Genomic DNA, 13,684 nt, shown 5'->3' on the forward strand with positions numbered 1-13,684 from the left:
CCCGACCAGGACAAGGACTTCCGCCATGTGGATCGCGCCGTACCGTTTGCCTGTTCCCGCCCGATCACCGTTCGGCTCGGAACGCCCGGGCCGGCGGTGATGAGCATGAAGTACCTTCCCGTCGGTACCCACGGCATTTACCACGAGACCGAGGACCGGGTCCCGGTCCGGCGCGCCTGCCGCGACCGCCTGCAGCACTGGCACCTCCCGCACGCCCTGACCCGGTTCGACACCGCCCTGGGCTCGACCACCGTCCTGACCGCGGGCACCCACACGGGTAGGCCACCGGTGGTGCTGCTGCCCGGTGCGGGCCTGAACGCATCGACAACTTTGGCCGCTATCGCCGCCTTGGGGGAAAATCATCGAGTCCTCGTCCCTGACTTGCCCGGCGAGCCGGGTCTGAGCTCGTCGCGCCGCCCGCACCGGCACTGGCACCACCTGTACGGGCAGTGGCTCGACGAAGTACTTCCCCAGCTGAGCACCGATCCGGTGATCGTGGTCGGGCACGCCCTCGGGGCGGCGATCGCGCTCGCCGCTACACCGGGTGACCGTGTGGCGGGACTGGTCTTGGTCAATCCGGCCGGAATCGCCGCAATCAGACGCACCTGGCAGTTGACCCGGATACGGGCGCAGTGGATGTACAGTCCCACCCTCGACCACAGCGAACAATTGCTGTCGTATCTGCTGGCGCCTCGGTTCATTCCGGATGTGGGCCTGGTCTGCTGGTACGCCATGATCGCCGAGCACTGCTTCCCGGGTCGGTTGCCGCGACCACTGCCGGCTCGCACGGTCGGTCGCTGGGCCGAGCGGGTGCCGGTGATCGTGGCCACCGGTGAGCACGACCGGTTGGTCGGCCCGGACCGGTTGCGCGGGCGGGTGCGCTCGTTGCTCGGCGTCGACGTCCAGATCCTGCCCGGTTGCGGGCATCTCGCCCTGCGGGAAGCCCCCGAATCGGTGGCGGCCCTGACCTCCTCGATTCCTCCCAGTGAGAAGGACACCGTGTGAGCACTCGTTCCCGGTTCGGGCGCCGCTGTACCCTCGTGTGATTCAGGTGGCGGCGACGTCCCGGCCGTGGAAGGCGACCAGTCCCGCGGCCGCGGCCACGGCCGCGAGCGCGGCGAGGACCACCAGCGGTGTCGCAGTGAATGATTCCAGCGGCATCTGCGGGATGTAGCCCAGCGGGGACAGGCCCTGCACCCAGCCCGGCAGTTGCAGGAGCGGGCCGAAGGTGCCGACCAGGTACCCGAACACCGGCAGAATCCACACCAGGGCGAACGCCTTCGGTGCGAGACCGAACAACAGCGCGGCTACCGCGGCCACGACCAAGACCGCGGGGGTGTGCGCGAGATACGCGAGCTCGAGCGTGATGACGTAGCCGGTGTTCCCGGTCACCAACGCCGCCCCGATTCCGGTCGCGACGCCGGAGAGGCCGAGTAGCAGCACCGCCCCCGCAGCCGCCGCGCCCACCCCCGATCCCATCCAGGTCAGTCGGCTGGCTGCGGTGGCCAGCACCGGGTCGGCTCGCCCGGCCGTCTCCTCGCTGCGCAGGCGCCTGACGGACCCGATCGCGAAGCAGGAAGCGAGGAACGCCATCGTAAAGCCCATCAACCCGAGGTAGCCGTCGACGAGGTTGCCGGTGGAGCCGCCCATGATCACCAGGATGTCGTCGGGCAGGTCCCCGAACGCGTCGGCGATCGATTCGGTGAAGGCCCCGTAGAACAGCCCGGCCACACTCAACCCGAGCGCCCAGCCGATCAGGCTGCCGCGCTGGAGTCGCACCGCCAGCGCGAACGGATTCGTCAGGGCCGCCGATGCGTCGGCCCGCCCCAAACGCGGGGCCAGCAGACCCGCCCCGATATCGCGACGGGCCACGAGCCGGTAGGCGCAGGCCAGGGCGAGCGCGGCGAACCCGGCCGACAGTGTCAGCGGCCACCAGCGCGGGTCGACGAACACCCGGGTCTGCTGCGACCAGGCGATCGGGGACAGCCAGGACAGGGCGCTGCCGTGCTCGGCGGCAAGGTCACCGACCCCCCGCACCACGAACGCGGCCCCGAGGACGGCGCCGGCCCACCCGGTGGCTGCCCGCGCGTGCTCGGTCAACTGAGATGTCAGCGCTGCGACCGCAGCGAAAACCATTCCCACGGCGGCGAATCCGGATAGAAGCAGCAGCGAACCGGCGGCATCGAACCCGGTACCGGCCAGGGCAGCGGTGCCGGCCACGATCAAAGCGGTGTTCGCGACGAGGGCGGTGAGCATCGCCGCAGTCAGCGGCGCGAATCGGCCGACCACCCCGGCCAGGACCAGTTCGGTACGCCCGTCTTCCTCCTCGAGCCGGGTGTGCCGCACAACCAGCAGAATATTCATCAGCGCCGCCGCGACCATCAGATAGAGGGCGTACTGGTTGGCTAGGAACGCCTCCAGGGTGGGGGTATCCATGCCGTAGCCGGGGCCGGACATCATGATCGCGGCGGGGCTGCGGGCGAAGGAGGCGACGTTCGCGATGTCCTGCTCGGTGGGGTAGGCCAGTTTCAGGGCATTGGCGAAATACATCGTCATTACCGCGATCCCGAGCACCCAGGCGGGCAGCTTGATCCGATCCCGCCGCAGAGTGAAACGCAGCAGGGTGAGGGTGGCGCGCAGGGCGGTCATCGCACACCCCCCACGACGGCCGCGGTGCGAGCGTCGCCGTAGTGGCGCAGGAACAACTCTTCGAGTGAGGGCGGGGCGCTTTCGAGACTGCGCACCCCGTAGTCGGCAAGAGCCCGGACGATGTCGCCGAGGTAGGCATGATCGGCCTCGAAGACGGTGCGGCCGCGTTCGATCCGCAGTTCGTGTACCCCGGCCAGCTGGGCGAGCCCGGCGGGATCGCGTTCGGCGGTGACGGTGATCGTCGAACGGGTCAGGTGCCGCAGCTGGTCGAGCGTTCCGCTTTCCACCGTTCGCCCGTCCCGGATGATGGTGACGGTGTCGCAGAGCTTTTCGACCTCGGCCAGGATGTGACTGGACAGCAGCACCGAGCGGCCGGCCTCGGTGGCCTCGTCGATGCACTGCTGAAAAACCTGTTCCATCAACGGGTCCAGCCCGGAGGTGGGCTCGTCCAGAATGAGCAGTTCCACATCCGAGGCCAACCCGGCGATCAGGGCGACCTTTTGCCGGTTGCCCTTGGAGTAGGTCCGGCATTTCTTGCGGGGGTCGAGTTCGAAGCGGTCGATCAGGTCGGCGCGGCGGGCAGGGTTGACGTGTCCGCGCAACCGGCACAGCAGATCGATGGCTTCACCGCCGGTCAGGGTGGGCCACAGGCTGACATCGCCGGGCACATAGGCCAGGCGCTGGTGCAGCTGAACGGCGTCGCGCCACGGATCTAGTCCGAGTACGGTCGCCTTCCCGCCGTCGGGGCGCAGCAACCCGAGCAGGATGCGGATGGTGGTCGATTTCCCGGCCCCGTTCGGGCCGAGGAACCCGGCCACCTCGCCGGCGCCGACTGCCAGGTCGAGGTGGTCGAGGGCGGTGACGGGTCCAAATTTTTTGCTGAGGCCAACGTGCCTCGATGACAGTGCTCATGGAGGTTCCTGATGTCGGAAGGGATCGGCAGTTGTCAGGGAGTTACGGCGGCGTCGCCGTCGCCTGCCCCGGCAGGGGGATCAGTCACATACATCAGGTAGTCATCGAGCATCTGCCGGTCGGTGAACAACCCGTCGGCATAGAGTTCGAGGGCGGGTGCGGTCACCGCGTCCGACAATTTCTGGAAGAAGCCGGTGAAGTCACCGCTGCGGAGCATCTCCGCCTGCAGGGACATCTCCAGCAGCATCATCCCGACACTGGAGCTGGTGAGGAACCGGGCCCGCGCGTAGGGATCGCGGGAGGGTTTGATCACCCCATTGCGCACTCCCTCGGCGAGATAGGCGACCGCGTCGTCGACCAGGTGGTCGAAGAATGCGGTGGCTCCGGGACCTCCGGCCTGCAACGAGCGGGCCACGTACATCGCCAGCGGCGCATAGGATTCGAGCTGCCCGAGTTGGGCCAACCAGGGGCCGGTATCACCGGAGGCGACCACCTGCTGCTTCGATTCGCGGATCTGCCGCAGCACCCACTCGTCGCAGACCCGGCGTAGACCCTCCTTGGAGCGGAAGTGGTGCACGATCAACCCGCCGCTGACCCGCGCGTCCTCGGCAATGACCCGCAGGCTCGCACCGAAACCCTCCCGGGCGAACCGCGCAACTGCCGCATCCCGGATCCGCGCCGACGTGGTCAGGTCGGCGTCGTCCCTCCCAACCCCACGGATTGAATGCACAATCAGTATATTAAACGCATGTTCAGTCCGGGGCAATGGTGTGGGGTGCGCTTCTTGTGAGCCCAGAAAGTCCGGGGGCGACGTCGAGGCGGTCGGTGCCGCGACTACCCGGCGATCGATGCAGGGCACCGCTGCGTAATGGGCTCAAAGGTAAACAAGATTCAGTCATCGTTTCGGTCGTCGCTGTCGGCGTCTTCATCGATGAGGCGGCCGAGTATCTCGGTGGTGGCTTCGACGGCGAGGGAGAACGGTTCGAGGATCACCTCGGCACCGGCGGCGCGCAGCTGGGCGGCGTCGTGGACGGTGTGCGCGGTCAGGGCGATGTGTCCGCGGTAGTCGTGGTGACGCAGGCCGTGCAGGAGCGCCTGATTGGTCTCGAGTAGCGGGATGGTGCTGATCACGAACCGGGCCTGGTTCAAAGGCAGCGTTTCGAGGAAATGCAGGTCCTCGGCGCTGCCGTAGACCGCGGTGACCCCGTCCCGGGTGTTGGCACCCACCCGGTGGGGGTCGAAGTCGACCGCCAGTACTCGGTGCCCGGCACGGCTGAGGTGGTCGGCGACGTGTCGGCCGAAGCGGCCGAGCCCATAGAGAATCGCGTACACCTCGGCATCCTTATCGGCGATGTCGACTGTTCGGGTCCCGGCCCGCTCGAACACCCGCAGCCACCGCTCGAGTCGACGGTAGAGCTTGTGCGAGTAAAGGATCAGATAGGTGGAGCCGCCGATGGTGAGAAGCCCGACGACCGTGATCAGGCTGACGGTGGCGGTGGTGATGTGGCCGAGGCTCGCGCCCAACGCCGCGAGAATCAAGGAGAATTCCGAGATCTGGGCGAGGGGAATTCCGGTAGAGAATCCGACCTGGATCGGATATCGCAGCGCGGCCATGATCACCGTGACGATCAGCGGTTTGCCGACCAGGACGAACAGTGAGAAGACCGCTATCTTCGCTACCTGCCCGGCTGTGTCGGCGAAGTTCAGCCCGGCGCCCAGGTCGAGGAAGAAGAACAGCAACAGGAAATCACGCAAGCTCACCAGACGTGCCCCGAGCGCGTCGCGGTAGGCGGTGGCGGCGAGCGAAACCCCGGCCAGGAACGCCCCCACCTCCGAAGAGAATCCGAGCGCCTCGGTCACCGCCGCGACCGAGGCCGCATAGGCAACGCCGAAGAGCACCAGCAATTCCTGTGACCGGGCAATCTGCTTCAGCAGCCACGGCAACACGCATTTCGCCAGTATGGCGACACCTGCCAACAGTCCCGCACCCTTGGCTAGGACTACCACGATGCTTACCGTCACAGCATTGTCGGTGCGCTGATCGAGCGCGTTGATCGCGATCATGACGACCACCACGATGATGTCCTGCACGATCAGCAGGCCGACCGCGATGCGGCCGTGGATCTGTTCGAGCTCACGAGTGTCGGAGAGAAGTTTGACGATGATAATTGTCGACGAAAAGGTCAGGGCCAGTGCGACGTACAGGGCGGCGACGGTGTCCATGCCGAAGCCGGCCGCGAGGAGGTATCCCACCACCGAGGTGAAAAGCACCTGTCCGGAACCGGTGATCAGGGCCACCGTCCCGGTGGTGCGGATCAGATGCATGTCGAGCCGCAGCCCGACGAGGAAGAGCAGGATCGCGATGCCCATGCGGGCGAGGAGCTCGACGGTGCTGTCGGCCACCACCCAGCCGGTGCCGGCGGGACCGACAAGGACACCGACCCCGATGAACGCGACAATCATCGGCTGCCGCAGCCGTGTGGCCAGCAACCCGGCCACCGCGGCGATGGCCAGGATGACCGCAATCAAGGCGAAGTCGTGCAACTCCACCATGCTCGACTCCTTCACATCCGCCCGGTCGACGCGGTGAGGCCATCCCATAACCGCGTCACTCCCGGTACGACGTCAATTCGGGTTTCCCCCGGAGGCAAGGTAGCCGTCGATGGCCCGTTGCAGGCGGTCCAGGGCGGCGCCGTAGGAGGTGAAGTCGCCGGTGTGCTGGGCCTCGCGCAGATCCGCCAGGGCGTCGTTGAGCTCGAGGACGGCGGCGGTCAACTCCTGCGAGGGAACGGGCGGCGATACCGGTTCCGCGCCCTCTTGGGGTGGGGTGGCCTCCGAGCCGGGGGGTGGCGGGGTGGCCGCGTCACCGCCGGGCGCGGTCGCGGCCCGACCGGTTCCGGCGCCGAACACCTGGTCGAGCGCTTCGGCGAGGGTGGGGGCGTAGCCGACCCGGACGCCGCCGGTGCCTTGTTCACGGTAGCTGACCAACACCCGGGACAGTTGCGGGAACGTCGACCCGTCCGCGGCGCTCGAGAGCCGTTCGGTGAAAAGCGGTTCGACGTAGAGGACGCCGCCGTCGGCGATCGGCAGGGTCAGCAGATTGCCGTAGTGAATGCGGTTGGACCGCTCGAGCAGGGTGCGTTCGGAGGCGACACGGGTATCGGAGATCATCGAGTTCTGGATCTGCTGCGGGCCTTGGGTGATGCTGTCCGTCGGTAACTGCAGCACCTCGATCTTGCCGTAGTTCTCAGGATCGGAGTGCGCCGAGATGTAGGCGGAGAGGAATTCCCGATTGAATCCGACCATCGCGCTGGCCAGCCGGAACGACGGTGCCGCGGTGTCGGCGTCGCCGACCAGGATGTAGTACGGGCGTTGCTGCCCGGTGGACTCCGACGTCGGATCCGAGGGAACCGACCAAAATGCGTTATTGGTGAAGAACTCTCGCGGGTCGTTGACATGGTATTTTGCGAGGCGTTCGCGTTGGATCCGGAACAGGTCCTCGGGGTAGCGCAAATGCGCGCGCAGATCCGCCGAGATCGTGTCCTCGGGTTGCACGGTGCCGGGGAAGATACTCATCCACGCAGCCAGGACCGGATCCTGCTGGTCGATTTGGTAGAGGGTGACGGTGCCGTCGTAGGCGTCGACGGTGGCCTTGACGGAGTTACGCACGTACGAAATCTCGTCCCGGGGCGGCGGTCGGCCGGTCTCAGGGGCAACGGGTTCGGTCAAGGCCCCGGTCTCCGCGTACGGGTAGTGCTCGAGGGTGGTGTAACCGTCGACGATCCAGGTGATCCGGCCGTCGACGACGGCCGGGTACGGGTTGGTGTCGGTGGTCAGCCACGGCGCAACGTGTTCGACGCGGGTCTTCGGGTCGCGGTTGAAGAGGATCTTCGAGTCGCCGCCGATGGCCCCGGAAAACAGGATGTTGCGTTCGGCGTACTTGGCGGCAAACGCAAACCTGTTGACCCAGTTCCCGATGGGCACTCCACCGGCTCCGGTGTAGGTGTAGGTAGAGGTGTCGGTGTCGTACTCGCGCGGTGGCGCTCCGGGCTGGGCACCGACGATGGCGTAGTCCGGCATATCCGAGTTTGCGAGCACCTCGCCGAAGTAGATGCGGGGTTGCTCGACCGGGATCAGTTGCCGGCCAGCGGTTTGGGAGGCGATATCGCTGACGGTGTAGATGGGGTAGCCGCTGTCACTGCTGGCACTCTGGCCGGCCGCATCCCGGACGGCGGCGTTGACCCGGTTCGCCGGGGCGGCGACGAATCCGTTGCCGTGGGTGTACACGGTGTGCCGGTTGATCCACTGGGTTTGGTTGCCGCTGAGGCTGTTCGGGGACAGTTCGCGGGCGGCGACGATGTAGTCGCCGAGCACGCCGTCGACGGTGTAGCGGTCGAGATCCAGGGTCGGGGTGAAGCCGTAGAAGTTCTTCAGTTGCTGCTGCTGGGTGAAGGTCCGCGAGAGCACGTTCGGGTCGAGCAGTCGGGCGTTGGCGATGGTAGTGACATCGGCGGGCAGATCCCGCGGCGGCCGGGTGCCCACCCCCGGATAGTCCCGGTAGTCGACCTGCTCGGGCCCGATTCCATAGGCCAGCCTGGTGGCGGCGATGTTGCGTTCGATGTACGGGCTCTCCCGGTCGGCGGCGTTCGGGCGGACGGAGAACTGTTCCATCAGCGCGGGAAAGACCCCGCCGACGAGGATCGAGGACAGAACCAACAGGGCTGCGGCCATCGCCGGGATTCGCAGATCACGCACCCAGATCGCGGCGAAAAATGCGACGGCGCAGACAATGGCGATCGAGAACAGGATCAGCCGCGCGGGCAGCACCGCGTTGATATCGGTGAACCCGGCGCCGGTGAAGGTGGGTTCCTTCCGGTTGCCCCACAGCAGTGAGTACCGATCGAACCAGTAGGCGACCGCCTTGAGTGCGATGAAGGTGCCGGCGAGGACCGCGAGCTGGACCCGCGCCGCCGGGATCAACGCGGTCTCACGCCCCGCGGTCTCATTCTTCGGTGACAGCCGGATCCCGCCGAACAGGTAGTGCGTTCCCAGGCTGAGGAGGAAGGCAAAAAACACCGCGACCAGCAGCCAGGTCAGTACCAGCCGGTAGAACGGCAGGTCGAAGACGTAGAAGCCGATATCGTGCCCGAACTCCGCATCCACCGTGCCGAAGCTGCCCCCATTCAGAAACAGCTGCACGGTCTCCCACCGCGATTGGGCGCTCAGACCGAATGGGAGCGCGAACAGCAACGGGATGCCGATACCGAACAGTCGCGGCCGGCTCATCACCACGGTTCGGTATTCCTCGATCGGGTCCTTCTTCGACACTGCCGCCGCGAACAACGGCCGCGCCCGGTACGCCCACAACAGCACGAGAAAGATCAGTCCCCCCACCAGGGCGGTGACCACTGCAAACGAGAGGAGACGGGTAATGAGGACCCTGCCCCACACCTCACGGTAACCGACCTCGCCGAACCACAACCACTCCGTGTACACGGCGATCAACCGTGGCCCGAAGACCAGCACCGCGGCGAAGACCGCCAGCACCGCCGTCCAGACCATCGCACGGCGTGACAACGGTCGCACCTGCTCGGCCCGTTGCAATTGGCCCACCTCCCGCGGCCCGCACGCGCACGGTGAGCGGCCCGATCGGCTCCTACACCGCAGATTGGCTGTCTGTTTCGTCCTATTCTAGGGGTCTTGGCCATCTCCCACCCGGGGGAATGGCGATCAGGAAGTACCCGAACCGCCCGTGCGGGGAACGGTGCGCGGGCGGCGCGTAAGCTGCGCGGCGCGGGAGATGAGAACTGAGGTGATCAACACGATGCCCGGTAGTTGGCGTGCACGGTTCAGCCGGTCCGATGTGCTCACCGAACGCCCCGACTTCGCGCTGGTAGGGATCCTGCGGGTACCCCAGATACAGAACAGTCCCGGCCGGGCCATCGCCCGCAGAATCGGCTACGCGCTGACCGCATTGGCTCTGGTTGTTTTGGTGGTCTACCTCGACCGCGACGGGTATGCCGACTCCCAGGAAGACGGGCTCTCGCTGCTCGACTGCATCTACTACGCGACCGTCTCACTCTCGACCACCGGCTACGGGGACATCACCCCGATCACCGAGCAGGCGCGGCTGGTCAATACCCTGATCATCACGCCGTTGCGGATCTTCTTCCTCATCGTTCTGGTCGGTACCACGCTCGCGGCGCTGACGGAGAATTCCCGCCAGAGTTTCAAGATTCAGCGATGGCGACGCCGTGCCCGCAACCATGTCGTCGTCGTCGGGTACGGGACCAAGGGGCGTAGTGCGGTCGCAGCGATGCTCGGTGATGGGCTGGTGCCGTCCGACATCGTCGTGGTCGACACCGATGCCGTGGCGCTCGACATCGCGGCCGGGCAGGGCCTGGTGACGGTCCAGGGGTCGGCCACGAAGTCCGATGTGCTGCGATTGGCCGGTGTGGAGCACGCCTCGTCGATCATCGTCGCCACGAACCGGGACGATACGGCGGTGCTGGTGACCCTGACCGCCCGCGAGATCGCACCGAACGCGAAGATCGTCGCGGCGGTTCGCGAATCGGAGAACGTGCACGTGCTGCGCCAGTCCGGTGCCGACTCCGTGGTTGTTTCTTCCGAAACCGCGGGCAGGTTACTCGGCGCCGCTACGACCACTCCGACCGTGGTGGAAATGATCGAGGACCTCCTCACCCCGGAATCGGGGCTCGCTATCGCTGAACGCACCGTCGAGCGGGACGAGATCGGTGGTTCACCGCGGTATCTGCCGGACATCGTGCTCGGGGTGGTCCGTGACGGCCGCTTGCTCCGCGCCGGAACGGCGGAGGTCGATGTTGTCGAGGCCGGTGACAAGCTGCTCTACATTCGTCGGGTGATGGATCGCGCCGACCACAGCGCATAACTCGATCATCAGACCGACCTGGGCGGAGGCTGAACGCCACGGCCGAATCTGGCGCGCACACGTCGGGAGCTTTGGGTAAGCCGGCCGAGCCTCATTACGACGACGTGTAACGGTCATCGACTTCCGGCCCGGTAATGCTGAAACTTATGACGCCCTCGTCGTGTGGCGCTCGGATCGGACCCTCGAGCGCGGGGCTGAGGTTCACGTCACTGACCGAGCCCATCGACGGCTGCTGCGCCCCGCGAAGGAGGCCGGCGCAGCCTCGTCGAAGGACGTGGTGGCGGATTCGCCGGCACTCTCGACCGCCTCCGAGGCCCGGAGATCCTTGTGCTCACCGACACTCCGCCGCTGGTGGTGGCGGGGGAGTCGATTCCGCCCGCGCGCGGCTTCCTGGCTGAATGGCTCATTCAGGCTCCGTCGGTGGCGGTAGCTGCCGATGGTCACCGAGGTGGCGTCGCCGGATTCAATGAGCGTGCAATCGGGGCAGCGCAGGAATCCTTTACCAAGATCTCGTAGACAGGAGAAGACGATGCGAACCCGAAGCAGGCTCTCCGGCCTGCTCGGCGTGCTGGTGCTGATCTGGCTGATCATCGGCGCCGTCGCCGCCGGGCAACGCGGATACTACGACGACGCCTCGACTCACTGCGCCAGCGTCGGCACCATCGCCGTCACCATCGTGGCCGGACCGCTGAACTACGCCGGCGTGAACCCCACCGTCGACTGCCAATACCCGCAGCCTGCCTCGTAGGTGAGCCTGGTCCGCTACTCCGGTGGGCGAGCGTTGCAGGTCGATATTCCGGTCATGGGGCGTTCACCCCACTGGCCTGATCCGGTGCTCGGTGGCGAGTGGTGGGGCCGGGGTGAGGCAGATTCTGCCGCAGAAGGCGGAGCATTGCGAGGGCTGGGGGCAGGGGATCGCGAACCTGGTCACCGGACTGTTCGGCGGTATGGGCGGCTGCGCCATGATCGGCCAGACCATGATCAACGTCAAGGTCTCCGGAGCCCGCACCCGCATCTCCACCTTCCTGGCCGGGGTGTTCCTGCTGATCCTCGTCGTCGGACTCGGCGACATCGTCGCGCTGATCCCGATGGCCGCCCTGGTCGCGGTGATGATCATGGTCTCGGTCGGCACCCTGGACTGGCACAGCATCACCCCGAAGACGTTGCGGCGTATGCCCCGCAGCGAAACATCCGTCATGCTTGCGACCGTCGCGGTCACCGTCGCCACCCACAACCTCGCCTACGGGGTGATCGTCGGTGTGATCACCGCAATGGTGCTCTTCGCCCGCCGGGTCGCGCACCTGACCGAGGTCGTGGACGTCGCCCACCCCGACGAGAACACCCGCATCTACAAGGTGCGCGGCGAACTGTTCTTCGCCTCGAGCAACGACCTGATCTACCAGTTCGACTACGTCAACGATCCGGAGAACGTCGTCATCGACCTGTCCGACTCCCACATCTGGGACGCCTCGACCGTCGCGACCCTCGACGCGATCACCACGAAATACGCTGCCAAGGGCAAGCAGGCGGAGATCGTCGGCCTCAACGCCGCCTCCGCCGAACGCCACGTGCGCCTGAGCGGGCAGATGGGTGCGAAGCACTGACATCATCAGTGCCCGGACGAATGCAGAGAAAGGTGAGAAGATGACGGACCGCCTCGAGGGTTCGGCCTTGCGGCACATGCAGATCGGTGAGGTCGCCGAACGGCACCGAACTGTCGATCAAGACGATCCGCCACTACGACGAGGTCGGCCTGGTACGGCCTTCTGAACGCAGTGCCGGCGGCTTCCGCCTCTTCACCGATGCGGATGTCCAACGCCTGCTCGTCATCCGGCGGATGAAGCCGCTCGGATTCACCCTCGACGAGATGCGCCAGCTCCTCGACTCGCTCGAAATTCTGGCGTCCGACCCCGCAGCCGACGAACGCGCCGACGCCCAGGCATTCGTCACCGACTGCCACACGCGGGCCAAGGAAAGCTGCCGCAAACTCCGCACACAACTGGCCTACGCTGAAGAGTTGACCGCACTACTCGCCGACAATGCGACCACCGAAGTACCGTAGCTGCCCCAGGCCGGCGGTCTGTGGTCACGCCCGAGCCTTCACGATCGTCGTGACGGTGCTGACGACGCTCGAAGTTTCACCGACCTCTGTGACGATGCGGTGAGGCCGAACTGTACGCACCTGGCTACCCACACTGGTGTGGAAAAGGACTGGGGTGCAGCAGCATCCCGCGGTTTGAACCATCGCCCTCCGGCTGACCGCGAACGTCGACAACGCTGTTTCACTGAACGGCCGAGCCTGAACAGCCGGCCTGGATGGCGTCTCGGCGGGGTGTACGAACCCTCCAGCCGAAGGGGTTAGACGGCCGGAGGGTGTGGCTGTCGCGGCGGTTGCAGTCCGCGATTTCGCGGCAACACACAAGTCGGATACCCGAATCCGTATGGATTACTCCTCAGCCGGGAACGTCCTGCCGGGACGCCGCCCTAGTGTTTGCGATCTCGAAAGGTGCCGGTGCTTCGCTACTTCACTACGCGTCGCGGCTGCAAGCAAGGAGCAGTAGATTCTGGTCACTTTCGATGAACGGACTTCGACTGCAACGTGGGTGCCACTCCACCAAAGAGGGACGCAATCAGGTCACTCGCGGTTTGCCCGCGGCACGCAGAGGAAACCCTCGTTCGGAGAGACACATCTTGCACCGACTGCGGGAAGGGACGCATGATGGCAACTCCCCGATCTCGTCCGACTCGAAACTCGATGACCTCCACCCCAGTGCAGGCCGCCTCGTTGGTTCTAGGTGCGGTGTTCCTACTCGTCGGCATCCTCGGCTTCATTCCTGGAGTCACCTCCAACCTCGACCAGCTCGCGGGCGCTGGGCATGACTCCGGCGCGATGCTGGTGGGTCTGTTTCAGGTATCCGTGCTCCACAATATCGTTCACATAGTCTTCGGTGTTGCCGGTATCGCCGCTGCCCGCCTGGCGTCAGCCGCCGGGATCTACTTACTCCTCGGTGGCTTCATTTACCTGGGATTATGGGTTTTCGGGTTGGTGATCGACAAGGACGAATCCGCCAATTTCATTCCACTCAACTCCGCCGACGACTGGCTCCACTTCACTCTCGGCGCAGGCATGATCATGCTCGGAATCCTGCTCACACGCGGAAGTCGCGCCGCCGCCCGCACGAACATTTCCTGATCAGGTGGCCGCGACCGCTT

General features: G+C 66.0%; 10 protein-coding genes and 2 pseudogenes. 7 read left to right on the top strand and 5 right to left on the bottom strand.

The features are described 5' to 3' along the window. Positions 1-105: 105 nt before the first annotated feature. Positions 106-1,005 carry an alpha/beta hydrolase gene (locus tag HYG77_RS17755; RefSeq protein WP_208960077.1) on the top strand — a complete coding sequence of 300 codons (900 nt, stop codon included), beginning with the start codon at positions 106-108 and terminating at the stop codon, positions 1,003-1,005. Positions 1,006-1,047: 42 nt separating this feature from the next. Here the strand turns inward: HYG77_RS17755 and HYG77_RS17760 are convergent, their stop codons facing one another. The 5 genes from HYG77_RS17760 to HYG77_RS17780 form a co-directional block, all read right to left on the bottom strand. Then, the gene (locus HYG77_RS17760) at positions 1,048-2,649 is read right to left on the bottom strand and encodes a hypothetical protein (RefSeq protein WP_208960078.1); all 1,602 of its coding nucleotides are present in this window, start codon (positions 2,647-2,649) and stop codon (positions 1,048-1,050) included. Then, positions 2,646-3,554: an ABC transporter ATP-binding protein gene (locus tag HYG77_RS17765; RefSeq protein ID WP_208963434.1), complete on the bottom strand. Its 909-nt coding sequence runs from the start codon at positions 3,552-3,554 to the stop codon at positions 2,646-2,648. The genes HYG77_RS17760 and HYG77_RS17765 overlap by 4 nt, the downstream gene beginning before the upstream one ends. A gap of 41 nt (positions 3,555-3,595) precedes the next feature. Continuing rightward, positions 3,596-4,291 (bottom strand): TetR/AcrR family transcriptional regulator, encoded by a 696-nt coding sequence (locus tag HYG77_RS17770; RefSeq protein WP_244372930.1) that lies wholly within the window; start codon positions 4,289-4,291, stop codon positions 3,596-3,598. 161 nt (positions 4,292-4,452) lie between these two features. Beyond that, complete coding sequence (locus HYG77_RS17775) at positions 4,453-6,114, bottom strand: cation:proton antiporter family protein (protein WP_208960079.1); 1,662 nt, start codon at positions 6,112-6,114, stop codon at positions 4,453-4,455. 72 nt (positions 6,115-6,186) lie between these two features. Continuing rightward, positions 6,187-9,165, bottom strand: coding sequence for a UPF0182 family protein (locus HYG77_RS17780; RefSeq protein ID WP_208960080.1), 2,979 nt, complete (start codon positions 9,163-9,165; stop codon positions 6,187-6,189). Between the two features lie 220 nt (positions 9,166-9,385). On the opposite strand from HYG77_RS17780, the gene HYG77_RS17785 reads away from it, so the two are divergent. From HYG77_RS17785 to HYG77_RS17810, 6 genes and pseudogenes are all read left to right on the top strand, one after another. Further along, positions 9,386-10,471: a potassium channel family protein gene (locus HYG77_RS17785; RefSeq protein WP_208963436.1), complete on the top strand. Its 1,086-nt coding sequence runs from the start codon at positions 9,386-9,388 to the stop codon at positions 10,469-10,471. Positions 10,472-10,798: 327 nt separating this feature from the next. Then, a complete protein-coding gene (locus tag HYG77_RS17790) occupies positions 10,799-10,987 on the top strand; it encodes a hypothetical protein (protein WP_208960081.1) in 189 nt (62 codons plus the stop codon). 13 nt (positions 10,988-11,000) lie between these two features. Beyond that, the gene (locus HYG77_RS17795; RefSeq protein ID WP_159927909.1) at positions 11,001-11,219 is read left to right on the top strand and encodes a hypothetical protein; all 219 of its coding nucleotides are present in this window, start codon (positions 11,001-11,003) and stop codon (positions 11,217-11,219) included. Between the two features lie 148 nt (positions 11,220-11,367). Beyond that, positions 11,368-12,075, top strand: a pseudogene (locus tag HYG77_RS17800) (SulP family inorganic anion transporter); the annotation flags it as partial. A gap of 40 nt (positions 12,076-12,115) precedes the next feature. Then, positions 12,116-12,533, top strand: a pseudogene (locus HYG77_RS17805) (MerR family transcriptional regulator). A gap of 693 nt (positions 12,534-13,226) precedes the next feature. Further along, positions 13,227-13,664, top strand: coding sequence for a DUF4383 domain-containing protein (locus HYG77_RS17810; protein ID WP_208960082.1), 438 nt, complete (start codon positions 13,227-13,229; stop codon positions 13,662-13,664). Positions 13,665-13,684: the final 20 nt, after the last annotated feature.

It is taken from the genome of Rhodococcus sp. ZPP (assembly GCF_017656075.1).
GTDB lineage: Bacteria > Actinomycetota > Actinomycetes > Mycobacteriales > Mycobacteriaceae > Rhodococcus_F > Rhodococcus_F oxybenzonivorans.

Excerpts from the sequence above, each read along its gene's own strand:
- HYG77_RS17760 (WP_208960078.1), bottom strand. The coding sequence starts at position 2,649 with ATGACCGCCCTGCGCGCCACCCTCACCCTGCTGCGTTTCACTCTGCGG.
- HYG77_RS17795 (WP_159927909.1), top strand. The coding sequence starts at position 11,001 with ATGCGAACCCGAAGCAGGCTCTCCGGCCTGCTCGGCGTGCTGGTGCTG.
- HYG77_RS17785 (WP_208963436.1), top strand. The coding sequence starts at position 9,386 with ATGCCCGGTAGTTGGCGTGCACGGTTCAGCCGGTCCGATGTGCTCACC.
- HYG77_RS17810 (WP_208960082.1), top strand. The coding sequence starts at position 13,227 with ATGACCTCCACCCCAGTGCAGGCCGCCTCGTTGGTTCTAGGTGCGGTG.
- HYG77_RS17775 (WP_208960079.1), bottom strand. The coding sequence starts at position 6,114 with ATGGTGGAGTTGCACGACTTCGCCTTGATTGCGGTCATCCTGGCCATC.
- HYG77_RS17755 (WP_208960077.1), top strand. The coding sequence starts at position 106 with ATGAAGTACCTTCCCGTCGGTACCCACGGCATTTACCACGAGACCGAG.